Below are 22,599 nucleotides of genomic sequence, written 5' to 3' on the forward strand. Positions count from 1 at the left end.
GTGGTTTAAAGTGAGCTTTCTGTATGTTTACGTGAGGCAACAGCGCGGCCACGGCCTCTTTGAGTTCTGCTGTCCGTTCCTGCCCGTTGTCTACCAGTTTCGCCATGGCCCACAGCAGGTTGGCGATTTCCTGTGGTTTAAAGTGAGCTTTTGGTGCGTTCACGTGGGGCAACAACGCGGCTACGGCCTCTTTGAGCCCTGGTGTCCGCTCCTGTCCGCTGTCCACCAGTTTCACTATGGCCCACAGCAGGTTGGCGATTTCCTGTGGTTTAAAGTGAGCTGTCTGTACGTGGGGCAACAGTGCGGCCACGGCCTCTCTAAGCTGTGGTGTCCACTCCTGCCCGTTACCCACCAGTTTCGCCATGACCCACAGCAGGTTGGCGACACCCTGGGCATCAATATCCCTGGCTTGTGGTTTTTGGTTGCACTTGAATATTATTGCATCAAGTAGCGTTGACAATAAGGCAGCTTGAGTACGCTTAACACGCTCATCCATGGGTTTATGAGGGGTAAAAACACCTGCTGAAGTCAATGAATGAAGTGTTGTCGTCAGGCTTCGCCAATTCCAGCTCCGTGTTGCGGTAAAATTTTGCAGCAAACGTATCAGCTGGCTTTGTTCCGCTCGATTTAACGGTCTTTTAGACGCTGACGTGTATTTTTTAATTGAACTGGCATATTGACCGTGATGTCTCCCATCATAGCGATGACCGAAACGATAAGATTTACTCACCAGATCATCCATTATTTCCTGTTTGATGAGCGCATTAAAATCTTGAGCAAGGTTTACTGAACGGCGCTGTAGATGTTGAGAAGTGCATGCGTCAGAAGAACGGTTAAATTTATTACGCCCAGGGTTAGTGCGTGGGGTATCATCCCACCTGACTGTGGCATGTCTATATCGTCCACGTCTTGAAGAAGCGGCATGGTCATTCGGTTGGTTGTAATCATTATCTGATCTTGTGTATTGACCACTGATACCAGCAGAGCTTCTATCCATAATTATATTTCATTAATTAATGAAAATATAAAAAGCAGACTGCGGTTCTTTTCAGAAGTTCATTTTGCTGGAATGTTTGTAAACATAGTCGGCTGGGGAAATATATCTACTCCTGATGCCATCAATCCGTTATTTTCAGAACATCCTGGGCGAGATGTATGGGCAACAGATGTTCAACACTGGCATTCCTTCCCGGAATGTGAAAAAGGTTCTTGAGTCATGATGGGAGGAAGGCGATTACTGGATGTTTGTTTTCTTACTCTTTGCCGGTTTACCGCTTTGCTCATCTGAATGTTCTTCGGCGATTAAGTAACCATAATCTGAGGGTTGCCTGCCTTTATCAGCAGTAACGCATGCCTCATCAGCCCACTTTCTTTTAAGTGATACAGAGCCATGCCCCTGTGGCGGGAAGCCTGTTCTGGTCTTTATTTGATCAATGTATGGTTTCATTAAATCCTGACTCAAGAGCATGTTAACCGGAATTTCAATGACCTCAAATCCTGCTTTTTGCAACAGAGCGATTTTCAGCAGAGTCGAACCATTCCTGGTTTTGAAATCACCACCAACGTAATGATACGGTCCCTGAACTTCAATCACCATGTTGTGATCTGGCAGTAGCAGGTCAACCGGAGGTAATGAATTCAGACTCTTTTCTTCTTCAATCCTCAAAGATGGAATGCATGAGTGGAGTTGATTGCGGAATTCAGATTGACGTTTTGAAACGATTGTCTGGTAATGGGGTACGACCGGACACGGTTTCCCAAGCCAACTTGCGGCCATCGCAATGATGCGTTGATCGTCTTCATTGTCCGGGGATGTATTTTCCAGGCGAATAAACAGGTCATCCATGTGCTTTTCCAGCACGTTACCTTTACTGGTATTTGGAACCAGAGATAACCTGGCACAGCATACCATTACTCCCCAGAGAGACATAAATATCCCTTGCTGAGAGAGCTGAGGGTTGTTACTGATCCGGTAGACAAGTGATTCGAACGTAGAGGTAACCACGTTCAGCTTAACCAGCTCACCCAGTTTTGCCATGGCCCACAGCAGGTTGGCGATATGCTGAGGAATAAATTGATCTTTCTGTGCGTTCACGAGGGGCAACAGCACAGCGACGGCCTCGTTGAACTCTGGTGTCTGCTCCTGCCCGTTATCCACCAGTTTCGCCATGACCCACAGCAGGTTGGTGATTTCCTGGGCATTAAATTGATCTTTCTGTACGTTTACGTGGGGGAACAGCGCGACCACAGTCTCGTTGAGTTCTGGTGTCCGCTCCTGCCCGTTGTCCAACAGTTTCGCCATGGCCCACAGCAGGTTGGCGATACCCTGTGGTTTAAAGTTTGCTTTCTGTGCGGTCACGAGGGGCAGCAGCACGGCTACGGCCTCGTTGAGCCCTGGTGTTTGCTTTTGCCCGTTGTCCGCCAGTTTCGCCATGGCCCACAGCAGGTTGGCGATACCCTGTGGTTTAAAGTTTGCTTTCTGTGCGTTCACGTGGGGCAAAAGCCCGGCTACGGCCTCGTTGAGCCCTGGTGTCTGCCCCTGCCCGTTGTCCACCAGTTTCGCCATGCCCCACAGCAGGTTGGTGATTTCCTGTGGTTTAAAGTTCGCTTTCTGTGTGTTCACGTGGGGCAACAGCACGGCCACGGCCTCGTTGAGTTCTGGTGTCCGCTCCTGACCGTTGTCCGCCAGTTTCGCCATGGCCCACACCAGGTTGGCGATTTCCTGTGGTTGAAAGTTAGCTTTCTGTGCGTTCACGTGGGGTAACAGCGCGGCCATCGCTTTGTTGAGGGCTGGTGTCCGCTTCTGGCCGCTATCCACCAGTTTTGCCATGGCCCACAGCAGGTTGGCGATATGCTGAGGAATAAATTGGTCTTTCTGTGCGTTCACGTGGGGCAACAGCGCGGCCACCGGCTGTTTGAGCCCAGGTATCCACTCCTGCCCGTTGTCCACCAGTTTCGCCATGGCCCACAGCAGGTTGGCGATATCCTGGGCATTAAATTGGTCTTTCTGCACGTTCACATAGGGCAACAGCGTGGCCACGGCCTCTTTGATTTCTGGTGTTTGCTCCTGTCCGTTATCCACCAGCTTTGCCATGGCCCACAGCAGGTTGGCGATTTCCTGTGGTTTAAAGTTAGCTGTCTGTGCGTTCACTTGGGGCAATAGCGCGGCCACGGCCTCGTTGAGTTCTGGTGTTCGCTTTTGCCCGTTGTCCACCAGTTTCGCCATGGCCCACAGCAGGTTGGTGATACCCTGAGCATTAAATTGGTCTTTCTGTGCGTTCACTTGGGGCAATAGCGCAGCCACGGCCGCTTTAAGCTCTGGTGTCCACTCCTGCCCGTTGCCCACCAGTTTCGCCATGGCCCACAGCAGGTTGGCGATATGCTGGGCATTAAATTGGTCTTTCTGTACGTTCACGTGGGACAGCAGCGCGGCCACGGGCTGTTTGAGCCCTGGTATCCACTCCTGCCCATTGTCCACCAGTTTCGCCATGGCCCACAACAGGTTGGCGATATTCTGAGCATTAAATTGGTCTTTCTGTACTTTCACATGGGGCAACAGCGTGGCCACGGCCCCTTTGATTTCTGGTGTTTGCGCCTGCCCGTTATCCACCAGCTTTGCCTTGGCCCACACCAGGTTGGCAATTTCCTGTGGTTTAAAGTTAGCTGACTGTGCGTTCACGTGGGGCAATAGCGCGGCCACGGCCTCGTTGAGCCCTGGTGTCCGATCCTGGCCGTTGTCCACCAGTTTCGCCATGGCCCAGAGCAGGTTGGCGATACCCTGTGGTTTAAAGTTAGCTTTCTGTGTGTTCACAAGGAGCAATAGCGTGGCAACGGCTTGGTTGAGTTTTGGTGTCCGCTCCTGCCCGCTGTCCACCAGTTTCACTATGGCCCACAGCAGGTTAGTGATTTCCTGTGGTTTAAAGTGAGCTTTCTGTGCGTTCACGAGGGGCAACAGCGCGGCTACGGCCTCTTTGAGCTCTGGTGTCCGCTTCTGCCCGCTGTCCACCAGCTTCGCCATGGCCCATAGCAGGTTGGCGATCCCCTGGGCATCAATATCCCATGCTTCAGGTTTTTGATTGCACTTGAATTTTGTTGCATCAAGCAAAGTCGATAATAAGGCACCTTGAGTGAGCTGAACACGCTCATCCGTGGGCTTATGTGTGGTAAAAACACCCGCTGAAGTAAATGAATGAAGTGTTGTCGTCAGGCTTCGCCAATTCCAGCTCGGCGTTGCTGTGAAATTTTGCAGCAAACGTATCAGCTGGCTTTGTTCAGCTCGATTTAAGGGTCTTTTAGAGGCTAACGTGTACTTCTTAATTGAACTGGCAAATTGCCCGTGATTTCTCCCATCATAGCGATGACCGAAACGACCCGATTTACTCACCAGGCCATCCATTATTTCTTGTTTAATGAGGGCATTGAAATCTTGAGCAGGGTTTACTGAACGGCCCTGTAGATATTGAGAAGAGCTTACGGCAGAAGAATGGTAAAATTCATTACGCCCCGGAGTAGTGCGGAGGGGATTATCCCTCTGTACGACTGTGCTATGTCTATATTGCACACGCCTTGAAGAAGCGGCATGGTCATTCGGTTGGTTGTAATCATTATCTGGTTTTGCGTATTTACCACTGGTACCAGCAGAACTTCTATTCATAATTACATTTCATTAATTCATGAAAATATAAAAAGCAGACTGCTGTTTTGTTCAGAAGTTCATTTTGCTGGAATGTTTATAAATGTAAACAGTTGGGGAAATACATCTACTCCTGATGCCACCCATCCATTATTTTCAAATCATCTGAGGCGGGATGTATGGGCAACAGGTGTTCAACACTGGCATTCCTTCCCGGAATGTTAAAACGGTTCTTGAGTCATGATGGGAGGAAGGCGATTACTGGATGTTTGTTTTCTTCCTCTTTGCTGGTTTACCGCCTTGCTCATCTGAATGTTCTTCGGCGGTCAAGTAACCGTGATCTGAGGGTTGCCTGCCTTTATCAGCAGTAACGTATGCCTCATCTGCACACCTTCTTTTAAGTGATACAGAGCCATGCCCCTGTGGTGGGATGCTTGTCCTGGTCTTTATTTGATCAATGTATGGTTTCATTAAATCCTGACTCAAGAGCATGTTAACCGGAATTTCAATGACCTCAAATCCTGCTTTTTGCAACAGAGCGATTTTCAGCAGAGTCGAACCCTTCCTGGTTTTGAAATCACCACCCACGTAATGAGAGGGTCCCTGAACTTCAATCGCCATGTTGTGATCTGGCAGTAGCAGGTCAACCGGAGGTAATGAATTCAGACTCTTTTCTTCTTCAATCCTCAAAGATGGAATGCATGAGTGGAGTTGATTGCGGAAGTCGGATTGACGTTTTGAAACGATTGTCTGGTAATGGGGTACGACCGGACACGGTCTCCCTAGCCAACTTGCGGCCATCGCAATGATGCGTTGGTCCTCTTCATTGTCCGGGGATGTATTTTCCAGGCGAATAAACAGGTCATCCATGTGCTTTTCCAGCACGTTACCTTTACTGGTATTGGGAACCAGAGATAACCTGGCACAGCATACCATTACTCCCCAGAGGGACATCAATATCGCTTGCTGAGAGAACTGAGGGTTGCCACTGATTCGGTCGACAAGCGATTTGAACGTGGAGGTTACCACGTTCAGCTCAATGAGTTCGCCCAGTTTCGCCATGGCCCACAGCAGGTTGGCAATATCCTGGGCATTACACTGGTTTTTCTGTGCCTTCACGTGAGGCAACAGCGCAGTCACGGCCTCATTGAACTCTGGTGTCTGCTCCTGCCCGTGGTCCACCAGTTTCGCCATGGCCCACAGCAGGTTGGCGATCGGTGTTAAATTAGCTTTCTGTGCGTTCACGCAAGGCAACAGTGCGGCCAGGGCCTCGCTGAGCTCTGGTGTCCGCTGCTGTCCGTTGTCCACCAGTTTCGCCATGGCCCACAGCAGGCTGGCGATATGCTGAGGAATAAACTGCTCTTTCTGAGTATTTACGTGGGGCAACAGTGCGGTCACGGCTTCTTCGATCTCTGGTGTCCGCTCCTGCTCATTGTCCACCAGCTTAGCCATGGCCCATAGCAGGTTGGAAATACCCTGGGCATTAAATTGCTCTATTTCCTCGTTTACCCGGTGCAACAAAGCTGCCACGGTCTCTTTGAACTCCGGTGTCTGTCGCTGGCCATTGTCCACCAGTTTCGCCATGGCCCAAAGCAGGCTGGTGATATGCCGGGGAATGAATTGGGTTTTCTGTGTGTTCACGTGGGGCAACAGCGCGGCCGCGGCCTTTTTGAGCTCTGGTATCTGCTCCTGCCTGTTGTCCACCAGTTTCGCCATGGCCCATAGCAGGTTGGTGACAGCCTGGGCTTTAAATTGGTCTTTCTGTGCGTTCACGTGAGGCAACAGCGCGGCCACGGCCTCGTTGAAAACCGGTGTCCGCTGCGGGCCGTTGTCCACCAATTTCGCCATGGCCCACAGCAGGTTGGTGATACCCTGTGCATTAAATCGGTCTTTATAGGCGTTTACCCGGGGCAACAGCGCGGCCACGGCCTCGTTGAACCCTGGTGTCCGCTGCAGGCCGTTGTCCACCAATTTCGCCATGGCCCACAGCAGGTAGACGATATGCTGAGGGTTAAATTGGTTTTTTTGCGCGTTTACGTGGGGCAACAGCGCGGCCACGGCCTCGTTGAAAACCGGTGTCCGCTGCTGGCCGTTGTCCACCAATTTCGCCATGGCCCACAGCAGGTTGGCGATATGCTGAGGATTAAATTGGTTTTTTTGTGCGTTGACTTGGGGCAATAGCGCGGCCACGGCCTCATTGAACTCTGGTGTCTGCTCCTGTCCGTTGTCCACCAGTTTCGCCATGGCCCACAGCAGGTTGGCGACATCCAGAGGCTTAAATCGGTCTTTCTGTGCTATCGCGTGGGGTAACAGCACGGCCACGGCCTCTTCGAGCTCTGGTATTTGCTCCTGCCCGTTGCCTGCCAGTTTCGCCATAGACCACAGCAAGTTGTTGATTTCCTGAGGAATAAATTGGTTTTTCTGTGCCTCCACGTGGGGCAACAGCGCGGCCACAGTTACTTTGAGCCCGGGTGTCAACTCCTGCCCGTAGTCCACCAGCTTCGCCATGGCCCACAGCAGGTTGGCAATATGCTGAGGAATAAATTGGTCTTTATGTGCGTTCACGTGGGGCAACAGCGCGGCCACGGCCATGTTGAACTCGGGTGTCCGCTCCTGCCCATTGTCCACCAGTTTCGCCATGGCCCACAGCAGGTTGGCGATACCCTGTGCATCAATATCCCTGGCGTGAGGTTTTTGGTTGCACTTGAATATGATTACCTCAAGTAGCGTTGACAGTAAGGCAGCCTGAGTACGCTTAACACGCTCATCAATGGGTTTATGAGGAGTAAAAACACCAGCTGAAGTCAATGAATGAAGTGTTGTCGTCAGGCTTCGCCAATTCCAGCTCCGCGTTGCTGTGAAATTTTGCAGCAAACGCATCAGCTGGCTTTGTTCCGCTCGATTTAACGGTCTTTTAGCAGTTGACGTGTATTTTTTAATTGAACTGGCATATTGACCGTGATTTCTCCCATCATAGCGATGTCCGAAGCGACCCGATTTACTCACCAGATCATCCATTATTTCCTGTTTGATGAGAGCATTAAAATCTTGAGCAGGGTTCACTGATCGGAACATTAGATTTTGAGAAGGGCATGCGTCAGAAAAGTGGTAAAATTCGTTACGCCCCGGGATAGTACGGAAGGGATTATCCCACTGTTCGACTGTGCCATGTCTATATTGCACACGCCTTGAAGAAGCAGCATGGTCATCCTGTCGGTTGAAATCATTATTTGATCTTGTGTATTGACCACTGATACCAGCAGAGTTTCTATCCATATTTATATTTCTTTAATTCATGAAAATATAAAAAGCAGACTGCGGTTCTTTTCAGAAGTTCATTTTGCTGGAATGTGTGTAAACGTAACCGGTTGTGGAAACACATCTACTCCTGTTGTCGTCAATCCGTTATTTTCAAATCATCCGGGGCAACAGGTGTTCAATACTGGCATTTCTTTCCGGCATGTGAAAACGGATCTTGAGTCATGATAGGAGGAAGGCAATTACTGGCTGGTTGTTTTCTTCCTCTTTGCGGGTTTACCGATTTGCTCATCTGAATGTTCTTCTGCAGTTAAGTAACCGTGATCTGAGGGTTGCCTGTCTTTATCAGCAGTAACGTATGCCGCATCTGCCCACCTTCTTTTAAGTGATACAGAGCCATGCACCTGTGCCGGGCAGCCTATCCTGGTCTTTATTTGATCAATGTATGGTTTCATTAAATACTGACTCAAGAGCATGTTAACCGGAATTTCAATGACCTCAAATCCTGATTTTATCAGCAGTGCGATTTTCAGCAGAGTCGAACCCTTCCTGGTTTTGAAATCACCACCCACGTAATGATAGGGACCCTGAATTTCAATTACCATGTTGTGATCTGGCAGTAGCAGGTCAACCGGAGGTAATGAGTTCAGACACTTTTCTTCTTCAATCCTCAAAGATGGAATGCATGATTGGAGTTGATTGCGGAAGTCGGATTGACGTTTTGAAACGATCGCATGGTAATGGGGGACGAACGGACACGGTCTGTCAAGCCAACTTGCGGCCTGGGCAATGGTATGTTGATCCTCTTCATTGTGCAGGAATGTATTTTCCAGTCTGGTAAACAGGTCATCCATGGGCTTTTCAAGCACGTGATTTTTATTGGCATTGGCGACCAGAGACAGCCTGGCACAGCAGACCATTACTCCCCAGAGAGACATCAATATGGCTTTCTGAGAGAGCTGAGGGTTTTCACTGATTCGGTAGACCAGCGACTCGAAGGTGGATGTAACCACGTTCAGCTCAACGAACTCACCCAGTTTCGCCATGGCCCACAGAAGGTTGGCGATTTCCTGTGGTTTAAAGTGAGCTTTCTGTGCGTTCACGCGGGGCAACAGCGCGGCCACAGCCTCGTTGTGACCTGGTGTCTGCTTCTGTCCGTTGTCCACCAGTTTCGCCATGGCCCACAGCAGGTTGGCGATACCCTGGGCATTAAATTGGTCTTTCTGAGTGTTCACGTGTGGCAACAGTGCGGCTACGGCTTCTTTGAGCCCTGGTGTCTGCTTCTGTCCGTTGTCCACCAGTTTCGCCATGGCCCACAGAAGGTTGGCGATTTCCTGTGGTTTAAAGTGAGCTTTCTGTGCGTTCACGCGGGGCAACAGCGCGGCCACAGCCTCGTTGAGACTTGGTGTCTGCTTCTGTCCGTTGTCCACCAGTTTCGCCATGGCCCACAGCAGGTTGGCGATACCCTGGGCATTAAATTGGTCTTTCTGAGTGTTCACGTGTGGCAACAGCGCGGCTACGGCTTCTTTGAGCCCTGGTGTCTGCTCCTGCCCGTTGTTCACCAGTTTCGCCACGGCCCACAGCAGGTTGGCAATACCCTGGGCATTAAATTGGTCTTTCTGTACTTTCACGTGGTGCAACAGCGCTGCCACGGTCTCTTTGAGCCATGGTGACCACTCCTGCCCGTTGTCCACCAGTTTCGCCATGGCCCACAGCAGGTTGGCAATACCCTGGGCATTAAATTGGTCTTTCTGTACTTTCACGTGGTGCAACAGCGCTGCCACGGTCTCTTTGAGCCATGGTGACCACTCCTGCCCATTGTCCACCATTTTTGCCAAGGCCCACAGCAGGTTGGCGATATGCTGAGGAAGAAATTGGTCTTTCTGTGCGTTCACGTGGGGCAATAGCGTGGCCACGGTCTCTTTGAGAACTGGTGTCTGCTCCTGCCCGTTGTTCACCAGTTTCGCCATGGCCCACAGCAGGTTGGCGATACCCTGTGGTTTAAAGTGAGCTTTCTGTGTGTTCACGAGGAGCAACAGCCTGACAACGGCCTCGTTGAGTTCTGGTGTCTGCTCCTGCCCGCTGTCCACCAGTTTCACTATGGCCCACAGCAGGTTGGCGATTTCCTGTGGTTTAAAGTGAGCTTTCTGTGCGTTCACGCAGGTCAACAGCGCAGCCACTGTTTCGTTGAACTCTGGTGTCTGCTCGTACCCCTTGTCCACCAGTTTTGCCATGGCCCACAGCAGGTTGGCGATATCCTGAGCATTAAATTGGTCTTTCTGTACGTTCACGTGAGGTAACAGCGTGGCCACGGCCTCTTTGATTTCTGGTGTTTGCTCCTGCCCGTTATCCACCAGCTTTGCCATGGCCCACAGCAGGTTGGCGATTTCCTGTGGTTTAAAGTTAGCTGTCTGTGCGTTCACGAGGAGCAACAGCGCGGCCACAGCCTCGTTGAGTTCTGGTGTCCGCTCCTGCCCGCTGTCCACCAGTTTCACTATGGCCCACAGCAGGTTGGCGATTTCCTGTGGTTTAAAGTGGGCTTTCTGTGCGTTCACGTGGGGCAACAGCGCGGCCACAGCCTCTTTGAGCTCTGGTGTCCGCTCCTGCCCGCTGTCCACCAGTTTCGCTGTGGCCCACAGCAGGTTGGCAATTCCCTGGGCATCAATATCCCTGGCTTGAGATTTTTGGTTGCACTTGAATATTATTGGATCAAACAGAGTGGACAATAAGGCAGCTTGAGTGAGCTGAACACGCTCATCAATGGGCTTATACGGGGTAAAAACACCCGCTGAAGTAAATGAATGAAGTGTTGTCGTCAGGCTTCGCCAATTCCAGCTCCGCGTTGCGGTAAAATTTTGCAGCAAACGAATCAGCTGGCTTTGTTCCGCTCGATTTAACGGTCTTTTAGACGTTGACGTGTATTTTTTAATTGAACTGGCATATTGACCGTGATTTCTCCCATCATAGCGATGACCGAAACGATCCGATTTACTCACCAGACCAGCCATTATTTCCCGTTTGATGAGAGCATTAAAATCTTGAGCAGAGTTTACAGAACGCCGCAGTAGATATTGAGAAGAGCGTGCAGTAGAAGAATGGTAAAATTCATTGCGCCCCGGGGTAGTGCGGAGGGGATTATCCATCTGTCTGACCAGGCCATGTCTATATTGCATACGCCCTGAAGAAGAAGTGACATGGCCATCCGGTCGGTTGTAATAATTACCTGATCTTGTGTATTGACCACTGATACCAGCAGAGCTTCTATCCATAATTATATTTCATTAATTCATGGAAATATGAAAAGCAGACTGCTGTTCTGTTCAAAAGTTCATTTTGCTGAAATATCTATAAACGTAAACGGTTGGGGAAACACATCTACTCCTGATGTCACCCATCCGTTATTGCCAAATCACCAGGGGCAAGATTCATGGGTAACAGGTGTTCAACGCTGGCAATCCTTCCCTGGAATGTGAAAAAGGTTATTGAGTCATGATGGGAGGAAGGCGATTACTGGCTGTTTGTTTTCTTCCTCTTTGCCGGTTTACCGGTTTGCTCCTCCGAATGTTCTTCGGCAGTCAAGCAACCATGATCTGAGGGTTGCCTGCCTTTATCAGCAGTAACGTATGCCTCATCTGTCCAGCCTCTTTTAAGTGATACAGAGTCATGACCCTGTGGCGGGATGCTTACCCTGATCTTTATTTGATCAATACATCGTTTCATTACATCTTTGTTCCAAAGCTGGTTAACCGGGATTTCAATAACCTCAAATCCTGATTTTTGCAGCAATGCGATTTTAAGCAGAGTCGAACCATTTCGGTTTTTGAAATCATTACTTACGTAATGAGACGGTCCCTGAATTTCAATAACCATGTTGTGATCTGGCAGTAGCAGGTCAACCGGAGGTAATGAATTCAGACTCTTTTCTTCTTCAATCCTCAAAGATGGTATGCATGATTGGAGTTGATCGCGGAAGTCGGATTGAAGTTTTGAAATGATGGTCTGGTAATGGGGGACGACCTGACATGCTCTCCCAAGCCAACTGGCGGCCATGGCAATGATGGATTGATTCTCTTTATTACCTGGGGATGTATTATCCAGGCGGGTAAACAGGTCATGCATGTGCTTTTCAAGATTTTTACTGGCATTGGAGACCAGAGACAACCTGGCACAGCATACCATTACTCCCCAGAGAGACATCAATATTACTTGCTGAGAGAGCTGAGAGTTTTGACTGATTCTGTGGACAAGAGATTCGAACGTGGATTTAACCACGTTTAGCTCAACGAGCTCACCCAGTTTTGCCATGGCCCACAGCAGGTTGGCGATTTGCTGAGGAATAAATTGGTCTTTCATTGCGTTCACGTGGGGCAACAGCACGGCCACGGTCTCGTTGAGCCCCGGTGTCTGTTCCTGTCCGTTGTCCACCAGTTTTGCCATGGCCCAAAGCAGGTTGGCGATTTCCTGTGGTTTAAAGTTAGCTTTCTGTGCGTTCACGTGTGGCAATAGCGCGGTCAAGGCCTCTTTGAGCTCTGGTGTCCCCTCATGCCCTTTGTCCGCCAGTTTTGCCATGGCCCACAGCAAGTTGGCAATAGCCTGTGTCTTAAATTGGTCTTTCTGTGCGTTCACGTGGGGCAACAGCGCGGCCACAGCCTCGTTGAGCCCTGGTGCCTGCTCCAGCCCGTTATCCACCAGTTTCGCCATGGCCCACAGCAGGTTGGCGATACCCTGTGGTTTAAAGTTAGCTTTCTGTGTGTTCACATGGGGCAACAGCACGGCCACGGCCTCGTTGAGCCCTGGTGTTCGCTCCTGCCCACTGTCGACCAGTTTCGCAATGGCCCACAGCAGGTTGGCGATATGCTGAGGAATACATAGGTCTTTCTGTGCGTTCACGTGTGGCAACAGTTTGGCCACGGCCTTGTTGAGCTCGGGTGTCTGCTCCTGACCGTTGTCCACCAGTTTCGCCATGGCCCACAGCAGGTTGGTGGTTTCCTGTGGTTTAAAGTGAGCTTTCTGTGCGTTCACATGGGGCAACAGCGCGGCCACGGCCTCGTTGAGCCCTGGTGTCTGCTCCTGCCCGTTGTCCACCAGTTTCGCCATGGCCCACAGCAGGTTGGCAACACCCTGGGCATCAAATTGGTTTTTCTGTGCGTTCACTTGGGGTAACAGCGCGGCCACGGCCTCTTTAAGCTCTGGTGTCCACTCCTGTCCATTGTCCACCAGTTTCGCCATGGTCCACAGTAGGCTGGTGATTTCCTGAGGTTTAAAGTGAGCTTTCTGTACGTTCACGTCTGGCAACAGCACGGCCACGGTCTCGTTGAGCCCTGGTGTTTGCTTTTGCCCGTTGTCCACCAGTTTCGCCATGGCCCACAGCAGGTTGGCAATACCCTGTGTCTTGAATTGGTCTTTCTGTGCGTTCACGTGGGGCAACAGCGCGGCCACGGCATCGCTGAGTTCTGCTGTTCGGTTCTGCCCGTTGTCGACCAGTTTCGCCATGGCCCACAGCAGGTTGGCGATTTCCCGTGGGTTAAAGTTAGCTTTCTGTGCGATCACCCGGGGCAACAGCGCAGCCACGGTCTCTTTGAGCTCTGGTGTCAACTTCTGCACGTTGTCCACCAGTTTCGCCATGGCCCACAGCAGGTTGACGATACCCTGTGGTTTAAAGTTAGCTTTCTGAGCGTTCACGTGGGGCAACAGTTCGGCCACTGCCTCGTTGAGTTCTTGTGTCTGCCCCTGCCCGTTGTCCACGAGTTTCGCCATGGCCCACAGGAGGCTGGCGATTTCCTGGGGGTTAAAGTTAGCTTTCAGTGTTTTTACGTGGGGCAACAGCGCGGCCACGGCCTCTTTGATCTCTGGTGTCCGCTCCTGCCCGTTGTCCACCAGTTTCGTCATGGCCCACAGTATGTTGGCGATATGTTGAGGAATAAATTGGTCTTTCTGAGCGTTCACATGGGGCAACAGGGCGGCCACGGCCTCGTTAAGCTCTGGCGTCCGCTCTTGTCCTTTGTCCGCCAGTTTCGCCATGGCCCACAGCAGGTTGGCGGTTTCCTGTGGTTTAAAGTTAGCCTTCTGTGCGTTTACATGGGGCAACAGCGCGGCCACGGCCTCTTTGAGCCCTGGCATCAGCTCTTGCCAGCTGTCCAGCAGTTTCGCCATGGCCCACAGCAGGTTGGCGATTCCCCGGGCATCAATATCCCTGACTTCAGGTTTTTGGTTGCAGTTAAATATTATTGCATCAAGTAGCGTTGACAATAAGGCAGCTTGAGTAAGCTTAACACGCTCATCCATGGGTTGATGAGGGGTAAAAACACCCGCTGAAGTAAATGAATGAAGTGTTGTCGTCAGGCTTCGCCAATTCCAGCTCCGTGTTGCTTTAAAATTTTGCAGCAAACGTATCAGCTGGCTTTGTTCCGCTCGATTTAACGGTCTTTTAGCAGCTGACGTGTATTTTTTAATTGAACTGGCATATTGCCCGTGATTTCTCCCATCATAGCGATGACCGAAACGATCCGATCTACTCAGCAGACCATCCATTATTTCCTGTTGGGTGAGCCCATTAAAATCTTGAGCAGGATTTACTGAACGGCGCAGTAGATATTGAGAAGAGTGTGCGGTAGAAGAATGGTAAAATTCATTACGCCTTGGGGCTGTCCGGGAGGGAGGATCCCATTGTCTGACTGTGGTTTGTCTATATCGTCCGCGCCTTGAAGAAGCGGCATGGTCATTCGGTTGGTTGTAATCATTATTTGATCTTGTGTATTGACCACTGATACCAGCAGAGCTTCTATCCATAATTATATTTCATTAATTCATGAAAATATAAAAAGCAGACTGCTGTTTTGTTCAAAAGTTCATTTTGCTGCAACGTCTATAAACGTAAACGGTTGGGGAAACACATCTACTCCTGATGCCATCAACCCGTTATTTTCAAATCATCCGGGGCAACAGGTGTTCAACACTGGTATTCCTTTCCGGCATGTGAAAACGGATCTTGAGTCTTGATAGGAGGAAGGCAATTACTGGCTGTTTGTTTTCTTCCTTTTAGCGGGTTTACCGGTTTGATCCTCTGAATGTTCTTCGGCAGTCAGGTAACCATGATCTGAGGGTTGCCTGCCGTTATCAGCAGTAACGTATGCCGCATCTGCCCACCTTCTTTTCAGCGATACAGAGCCATGCTCCTGTGGCGGGAAGCCTGTCCTGGTCTTTATTTGATTAATGTATGGTTTCATTAAATCCTGATTGCAAAGCCTGTTAACCGGAATTTGAATGACCTCAAATCCTGCTTTTTGCAACAGTGCGATTTTAAGCAGAGTCGAACCATTCCTGGTGTTAAAATCACCACCCACGTAATGAGAGGGCCCCTGAATTTCAATTACCATGTTGTGATCTGGCAGTAGCAGGTCAACCGGAGGCAGTGAATTCAGACTCTTTTCTTCTTCAATCTGCAAAGAGGGAAAGCATGATTGGAGTTGATCGCGAAAGTCGGATTGACGTTTTGACCTGGTAGTCTGGTAATGGGGGACGACCGGACACTCTCTGCCAAGCCAACTTGCGGCCTGGGCAATGATGCGTTGATCCTCTTCATTGTGCAGGAATGTAATTTCCAGACGGGTAAACAGGTCATCCATGTGCTTTTCAAGCCAATTATTGTAATTGGAGTCCAGAGACAATCTGGCACAGCAAACCATTACTCCCCAGAGAGACATCAATATGTCTTGCTGTGAGAGCTGAGGGTTTTCACTGATTCGGTTAACAAGCGATTCGAACACAGAGGTCACCAGGTTCAGCTCAACGAACTCACCCAGTTTCGCCGTGGCCCACAGCAGATTGGCGATCTCCTGTGGTTTAAAGTTAGCTTTCTGTGTGTTCACGTGGCGCAACAGCGTGGCCACGACCTCGTTGAGTTCTGATGTCCACTTCCCGTTCTCCACCAGTTTCGCCATGGCCCACAGAAGGTTGGCGATTCCCTGTGGTTTAAAGTTAGCTTTCGCTGCGTTCACGTGAGGCAACAGCGCAGCCACGGCCTCGTTAAACACTGATGTCCGTTCCTGCCCGCTATCCACCAGTTTCGCCATGGCCCACAGCAGGTTGGCAATACCCTGTGGTGTAAAGTTATCTTTCTGTGCGTTCACGTGTGGCAACAGCGAGGCCACGGCCTCTTTAAGCTCTGGTGTCCTATCCTCCCCGTTGTCCAGCAGTTTCGTCATGGCCCACAGCAAGTTGGCGCTTTCTTGTGGTTTAAAGTCAGCTTTCGCTGCGTTCACGTGAGGCAACAGCGCGGCCACGGCCTCGTTGAGCTGTGGTGTCCGAACCAGTCCGTTGTCCACCAGTTTCGCCGTGGCCCATAGCAGGTTGGCGATTTCTTGTGGATTAAAGTTAGCTTTCGCTGTGTTGACGAGTGGCAACAGCGCGGACACGGTCTCTTTGAGCAGCGGTGTCCGCTCCAGCCCGTTGTCCACCAGTTTCGCCATGGCGCATAGCAGGTTGGCGATTTCCTGTGGTTTAAAGTTAGCTTTCTGTGCGTTCACGAATGGCAACAGCGCGGCCACGCCCTTGTTGAGCCCCGGTGTCTGCTCCAGCCCCTTGTCCACCAGTTTTGCCATGGCCCACAGCAAGTTGGCGATATGCTGAGGAATAAATTGGTTTTTTTTTGCGTTCACGTAGGGCAACAGTGTGGCCACAGCCTCTTTGAGCCCTGGTGTCCGCTCCTGCCCGTTGTCCATCAGTTTTGACATGGCCCACAGCAGGTTGGCGATACCCTGTGGTTTAAAGTTAGCTTTCGCTGCGCTCACGTGGGGCAACAGCGCAGCCAACGCCTCGTTGAACTCTGGTGTTCGCTTTTGCCCGTTGTCCACCAGTTTCGCCATGGCCCACAGAAGGTTGGCGATACCCTGTGGTGTAAAGTTAGCTTTCTGTGCGCTCACATGGGGCAACAGCGCGGCCACGGTTTCGTTAAACCCTGGCATCCTCTGTGGCCAGTTGTCCACCAGTTTCGCCATGGCCCATAGCAGGTTGGCGATACCCTGGGCATTAGATTGGTCTTTCTGCGCGTTAATATGGGGCAACAACACGGCCACGGCCTTTTTGAACTCTGGTGTTCGCTCCTGCCCGTTGTCCACCAGTTTCGCCATGGCCCACAGCAGGTTGGCGACACCCTGGGCATCAATATCCATGACGTGAGGTTTTTGGTTGCACTTGAATATGATTGCCTCAAGTAGCGTTGACAGTATGGCATCCTGAGTTTGCTTAACACGCTCATCCATGGGTTGATGAGAAGTAAAAACACCGGCTGAAGTCAATGAATGAAGTGTTGTGGTCAGGCTTAGCCAATTCCAGCTCGGCGTTGCGGTAAAATTTTGCATCAAACGCATCAGCTGGCTTTGTTCTGCTCGATTTAACGGTCTTTTAGACGCTGACGTGTATTTTTTAATTGAACTGGCATATAGACCGTGATCTCTCCCATCATAGCGATGACCGAAACGATCCGATTTACTCACCAGACCATCCATGATCTCCTGTTTGATGAGACCATTAAAATCTCGAGCATTGTTTATTGAACGACACAGTAGATATTTAGAAGGGCGTGCAGCTGACGAATGGTAAAATTCATTGCGCCCCGGGGTAGTGCGGAGGGGCTTATCCCTCTGTCTGACTGGGCCATGTCTATATTGAACACACCTTGAAGGAGAAATGGGCTGGCCATCCTGTCGGTTGTAGTAATTATCTGGTCTTGTGTATTGACCACTGCTACCCGCAGAGCTTCTATCCATAATTATATTTCATTAGTTCATGGAAATATAAAAAGCAGACTGCGGTTCTTTTCAGAAGTTCATTTTGCTGAAATATCTATAAACGTAAAAGTAACAGAGATCTTGCCATCCTTTATCGGCAGTAAAATATGGGTGATCTGTGCCGTGTTTAAGTAATTGATACAAAGCCATGCCCCTGTGGCGGGATATCTGCCCTGGTCTTTATTTGATCAATACATCGTTTAATCGAATTCTGGCTCAAAAGCTGGTTAACCGGAATTTCAATGACCTCAAATCCTGCTTTTTGCAGCAGTGCGATTTTCAGCAGAGTAGAACCATTCCTGGTTTTGAAATCACCACCCACGTAATGAGACGATCCCTGAACTTCAATCACCATGTTGTAATCTGGCAGTATCAGATCCACCGGAGGTAATGAGTTCAGACTCTTTTCTTCTTCAATTTTCAAAGAGGGAATGCATGATTGGAGTTGATTGCGGAAGTCGGATTGAGGTTTTGAAATGATGTTCTGGTAATGGGGGACGACCGGACAGGCTCTGCCAAGCCAACTTGAGGCCATGGCAATGATGCGTTGATCATCTGCATTGTCCGGGGAGGTATTTTCCAGACGAGCAAACAGGTCATCCATGTACTTTTCAAGCCTGTTATTTTTATTGTCATGGGAGACCAGAGACAACCTGGCACAGCATACCATTATTCCCCAGAGCGACATCAATATGTCTTTCTGAGAGAGCTGAGGATTTTCACTGATTCGGTAAACAAGCGATTCGAACGTAGAGGTAACCACCTTCAGCGCAACGAGTTCTCCCAGTTTCGCCACGGCCCACAGCAGGTTAGCAATTTCCTGTGGTTTAAAGTTAGCTTTCTGTGTGTTTATGTGGGGCAACAGCGCGGTGACTGCCTCTTCGAATTCTGGTGTCCGCTCCTGCCCGTTATTCACCAGTTTTGCCATGACCCATAGCAGGTTGGCGATATGCTGAGGAATGAACTGGTCTTTTTGTGTGTTTACGTGTGGCAACAGGGCAGTCACGGCCTCTTTAAGCTCTGGTGTCCACCCTTGTCCGTTGTCCACCAGTTTTGCCATGGCCCACAGGAGGTTGGTGATTTCCTGTAGTTTAAAGTTCGCTTTCTGTCTGTTCACGTGGGGCAATAGCACGGCCACGGCCTCGTTGAGCTTGAGTGTCCGCTCCTGCCCGTTGTCCACCAGTTTTGCCATGGCCCACAGCAGGTTGGCGATTTCCTGTGGTTTAAAGTTAGCTTTCTGTGCGTTCACCTGGGGCAACAGTATGGCCACGGCTTTTTTGATGTCTGGTGTCTGCGCCTGCCCGTTGTCCACCAGTTTCGCCACGGCCCACAGCAGGTTGGCGATATGCTGAGGCATAAATTGGTCTTTCTGTTCGTTCACGTGGGGCAACAGCGCGGCCACGGCCTTTTTGAGGCTTGGTGTCAAGTTCAGCCTGTTGTCCACCAGTTTTGCCATGGCCCAAATCAGGTTGGCGATTTCCTGGGGTTTAAAGTTAGTTTTCTTAGCGCTCACACGGGGCAACAGCAGGGCCACGGCCTTGTTGAGCCCTGGTGTCCACTTCTGCCCGTTGTCCACCAGTTTCGCGATGGCCCACAGCAGGTTGGCGATGCCCTGGGTAATAAATTGGTCTATCTGTATGTTCACGCGGGGCAAAAGTAAAGCCAGGGTCTCTTTGAGCTCCGGTGTCAGTTTCTGCCCGCTGTCTACCAGTTTCGCCATGGCCCACAGCAGGTTGGCGATATGCTGGGGAATAAATTGGTCTTTCTGTGCGTTCACGTGAGGCAACAGGGCAGTTACGGTCCCATTGAGCCCTGGTGTCCAATCCTGCACGTTGTCTGCCAGTTTTGCCATGGCCCACAACACACAGGTGATACCCTGGGTATTAAATTGGTGTTTCTGTCTGTTCACGAGGGGCAACAGCGTGGCTGTGGCGTCGTTGATCTCTGGTGTCCGCTCCAGTCCGTTGTCTAGAAATTTCGCCATGGCCCACAGCAGGTTGGCGATATGCTGAGGAATAAATTGGTCTTTTTGTGTATTCATCTGGGGCAACAGTGCAGCCACTGCCGCTTTGAGCTCTGGCGTCAGCTCCTGCCCGTTGTCCACTAGTTTCGCCATGGCCCACAGCAGGTTGGTGATACCCTGTGGTGCAAAGTTGGCTTTCTGTGTATTCACGAGGAGCAACAGTGCGGCCACGGTCTGTTTGAGCCTTTGTGTTCGCTGCAGTCCGTTGTCCACCATTTTTGCAATGGCCCACAGCTGGTTGGCAATTTCCTGCGGTTTTTTAGCTTTCTGTGCGTTTACGTGGGGTAACAGCGCGGCTATGGCCTCTTTAAGCACTGGTGTCCATTCCTGCCCTTTTTCCACCAGTTTCGCCATAGCCCACAGAAGGTTGGTAATATGCTGGGCATTCAATTGGTCTTTCTGTGCGTTCACGTGGTGTAACAAAGCGACCACGGCCTGGTTGAACTCTGGTGTCCGTTCCTGCCCGTTGTCCAACAGTTTTGCCATGGCCCACAGCAGGTTGGCGACACCCTGGGCATCAATATCCCTGGCTGGAGGTTTTTGCCTGCACTTGGATATTATTGGATCAAGTAGCGTTGACAATAAGGCAGCTTGAGTACGCTTAACAACTTCATTCATGGGTTTATGAGGGATAAAAACGCCCGCTGACGTCAATGAATGAAGTGTTGTCGTCAGGCTCCGCCAATTCCAGCTCCGTGTTGCTGTGAAATTTTGCAGCAAACGCATCAGCTGGCTTTGTTCCGCTCGATTTAACGGTCTTTTAGCTGCTGATGAGTATTTTTTTATTGAACTGGCATACTGACCGTGATTTCTCCCATCATAGCGATGACCGAAACGTTCCGATTTACTCACCAGGTCAGCCACTATTTCCTGTTTGAGGAGGGCATTAAAATCCGGGGCCGGGTTTACAGAACGGCGCAGTAGATATTGAGAAGAGCGTGTGCCAGAAGACTGATAAAATTCATTGCGACCCGGTGCAGTGCGGGGGAGGGTATCCCATTGTCTGACTGTGGTATGTCTGTATCGCCCACGCCTTGAAGAAGGGGCATGGCCATTCGGTTGGTTGTAACCGTTATCTGGAGTTGTGTATTTGCCACTGATACCAGCAGAACTTCTATCCATAATTATATTTCATTAATTCATGAAAATATAAAAAGCAGACTGCTGTTCTGCCCAGAAGTTCATTTTGCGGAAAAGTTTACTTGAGTCATGATGGGAGGAAGGCGATTACTGGCTGCTTGTTTTCTTCCTCTTTGCTGGGTTGGTTTACTATTCTGAATGTTCTTCGGCAGTAATGTATGCAGCACCTGCCCACCCTCTTTTAAGTGATACACAGTCATGACCTTGTGACGCGATGCTTACCCTGATCTTTATTTGATCAATATATGGTTTCATTAAATCTTTGTTCAAAAGCTGGTTAGCCGGGATTTCAATGACCTGAAATCCTGCTTTTTGCAGCAGTGCGATTTTAAGCAGAGTCGAACCATTCCTGGTTTTGAAATCACCACCCACGTAATGAGAGGGGCCCTGAACTTCAATCACCATGTTGTGATCGGGCAGTAGCAGGTCAACCGGAGGTAATGAGTTGAGGCTCTTTTCTTCTTCGATCTTCAAAGATGGAATAGATAATTGGAGTTGATCGTGGAAGTCGGCCTGTTTTTTTGAAATGGCTGTCTGGTAATGGGGGACGACCGGACAGGCTCTGCCAAGCCAACTTGCGGCCTGGGCAATGGTGCGTTGATCCTCTTCATTGTGCAGGAATGTATTTTCCAGACGGGCAAACAGGTCATCCATGTGCTTTTCAAGCACGTTATTTTTATTGGTATTGGAGTCTAGAGCCAACCTGGCACAGCATACCATGACTCCCCAGAGAGACATCAATATCTCTTTCTGAGAAAACTGCTGGTTCTCACTGATTTGATAGACGAGCGATTCGAACGTAGAGGTAGCCACGTTCAGCTCCACGAGTTCACCCAGTTTGGCCGTGGCCCACAGCAGGTTAGAAATACCCTGGGCATTAAATTGGTCTTTCTGTGCGTTCACGAGGGGCAACAGCGCGACCACAGCCTCGTTGAGCCCTGGTGTCTGCTCCTGCCCGTTATCCACCAGTTTCGCCATGGCCCACAGCAGGTTGGCGATTTCCTGTGGGTTAAAGTTAGCTTTTTTTACGATCACGCAGGTCAACAGCGCAGCCACCGCTTCGTTGAACTCTGGTGTCTGCTCGTACCCGTTGTTTACCAGTTTTGCCATGGCCCACAGCAGGTTGGCGATTTCCTTGGCATTAAATTGGTCTTTCTGTGCGTTCACGCTGGGCAACAGCGCAGCCACGGCCTCTTTGAGTCCTGGTGTCTGCTCCTGCCCGTTGTCCACCAGTTTCGCCATGGCCCACAGCAGGTTGGCGATATGCTGAGGAATAAACTGGTCTTTCTCTGCGTTCACGTGGGGCAACATTACGGCCACAGCCTCTTTGAGCCCTGATGCCCACTTCTGCCCGTTGTCCACCAGTTTCGCCATGGCCCACAGCAGGTTATTGATTTCCTGTGGTTTAAAGTCAGCTTTCTGTGCGTTCACGCGGGGCAACAGCGCGGCCACGGTCTCGTTGAACTCTGGTGTCCGCTCCTGCCCGCTGTCCACCAGTTTCGCCATGGCCCACAGCAGGTTGGCGATTCCCTGAGGAATAAATTGTTTTTTCTGTGCGTTCACATGGGGCAACAACACGGCCACGGCCTCGTTGAGCCCTGGTGTTCGTTCCTGCCCGTTGTCCACCAGTTTCGCCATGGCCCACAGCAGGTTAGCGATTTCCTGAGCACCAATATTCCTGGCTTCAGGTTTTTGGTTGCACTTGAATATTATTGCATCCAGTAGCGTCGATAATAAGGCAGCTTGAGTGAGCTGAA

The 22,599-nt window shown here is 50.4% G+C and carries 9 protein-coding genes; 1 reads left to right on the top strand and 8 read right to left on the bottom strand.

The genetic code is table 11. From position 1 onward, the window contains the following. The coding region (locus J7439_RS22825) for a DUF1601 domain-containing protein (RefSeq protein ID WP_209204357.1) at positions 1-997 on the bottom strand (997 nt) is incomplete at its 3' end. On the opposite strand from J7439_RS22825, the gene J7439_RS22830 reads away from it, so the two are divergent. Beyond that, positions 965-1,213 carry a hypothetical protein gene (locus tag J7439_RS22830; RefSeq protein WP_209204358.1) on the top strand — a complete coding sequence of 83 codons (249 nt, stop codon included), beginning with the start codon at positions 965-967 and terminating at the stop codon, positions 1,211-1,213. The genes J7439_RS22825 and J7439_RS22830 overlap by 33 nt on opposite strands. A gap of 21 nt (positions 1,214-1,234) precedes the next feature. Here J7439_RS22830 and J7439_RS22835 read toward each other — a convergent pair whose 3' ends face one another. The 7 genes from J7439_RS22835 to J7439_RS22865 all read right to left on the bottom strand — a co-directional run. Next, positions 1,235-4,654: an RAP domain-containing protein gene (locus J7439_RS22835; RefSeq protein ID WP_209204359.1), complete on the bottom strand. Its 3,420-nt coding sequence runs from the start codon at positions 4,652-4,654 to the stop codon at positions 1,235-1,237. 237 nt (positions 4,655-4,891) lie between these two features. Continuing rightward, positions 4,892-7,909: an RAP domain-containing protein gene (locus J7439_RS22840; protein WP_209204360.1), complete on the bottom strand. Its 3,018-nt coding sequence runs from the start codon at positions 7,907-7,909 to the stop codon at positions 4,892-4,894. 224 nt (positions 7,910-8,133) lie between these two features. Further along, positions 8,134-11,160: a DUF1601 domain-containing protein gene (locus J7439_RS22845; protein ID WP_209204361.1), complete on the bottom strand. Its 3,027-nt coding sequence runs from the start codon at positions 11,158-11,160 to the stop codon at positions 8,134-8,136. Between the two features lie 238 nt (positions 11,161-11,398). Continuing rightward, positions 11,399-14,680, bottom strand: coding sequence for an RAP domain-containing protein (locus tag J7439_RS22850; protein WP_209204362.1), 3,282 nt, complete (start codon positions 14,678-14,680; stop codon positions 11,399-11,401). Between the two features lie 224 nt (positions 14,681-14,904). Then, the gene (locus tag J7439_RS22855; RefSeq protein WP_209204363.1) at positions 14,905-17,658 is read right to left on the bottom strand and encodes an RAP domain-containing protein; all 2,754 of its coding nucleotides are present in this window, start codon (positions 17,656-17,658) and stop codon (positions 14,905-14,907) included. A 148-nt stretch (positions 17,659-17,806) separates the two neighbouring features. Further along, positions 17,807-20,824, bottom strand: a complete 3,018-nt coding sequence (locus J7439_RS22860; protein WP_209204364.1) for a DUF1601 domain-containing protein — start codon at positions 20,822-20,824, stop codon at positions 17,807-17,809. Positions 20,825-20,971: 147 nt separating this feature from the next. After that, the coding region (locus J7439_RS22865; RefSeq protein ID WP_209204365.1) for an RAP domain-containing protein at positions 20,972-22,599 on the bottom strand (1,628 nt) is incomplete at its 5' end.

The organism is Salinisphaera sp. G21_0 (genome assembly GCF_017744115.1).
In the GTDB taxonomy this organism is placed as follows: Bacteria; Pseudomonadota; Gammaproteobacteria; order Pseudomonadales; family Endozoicomonadaceae; genus Endozoicomonas.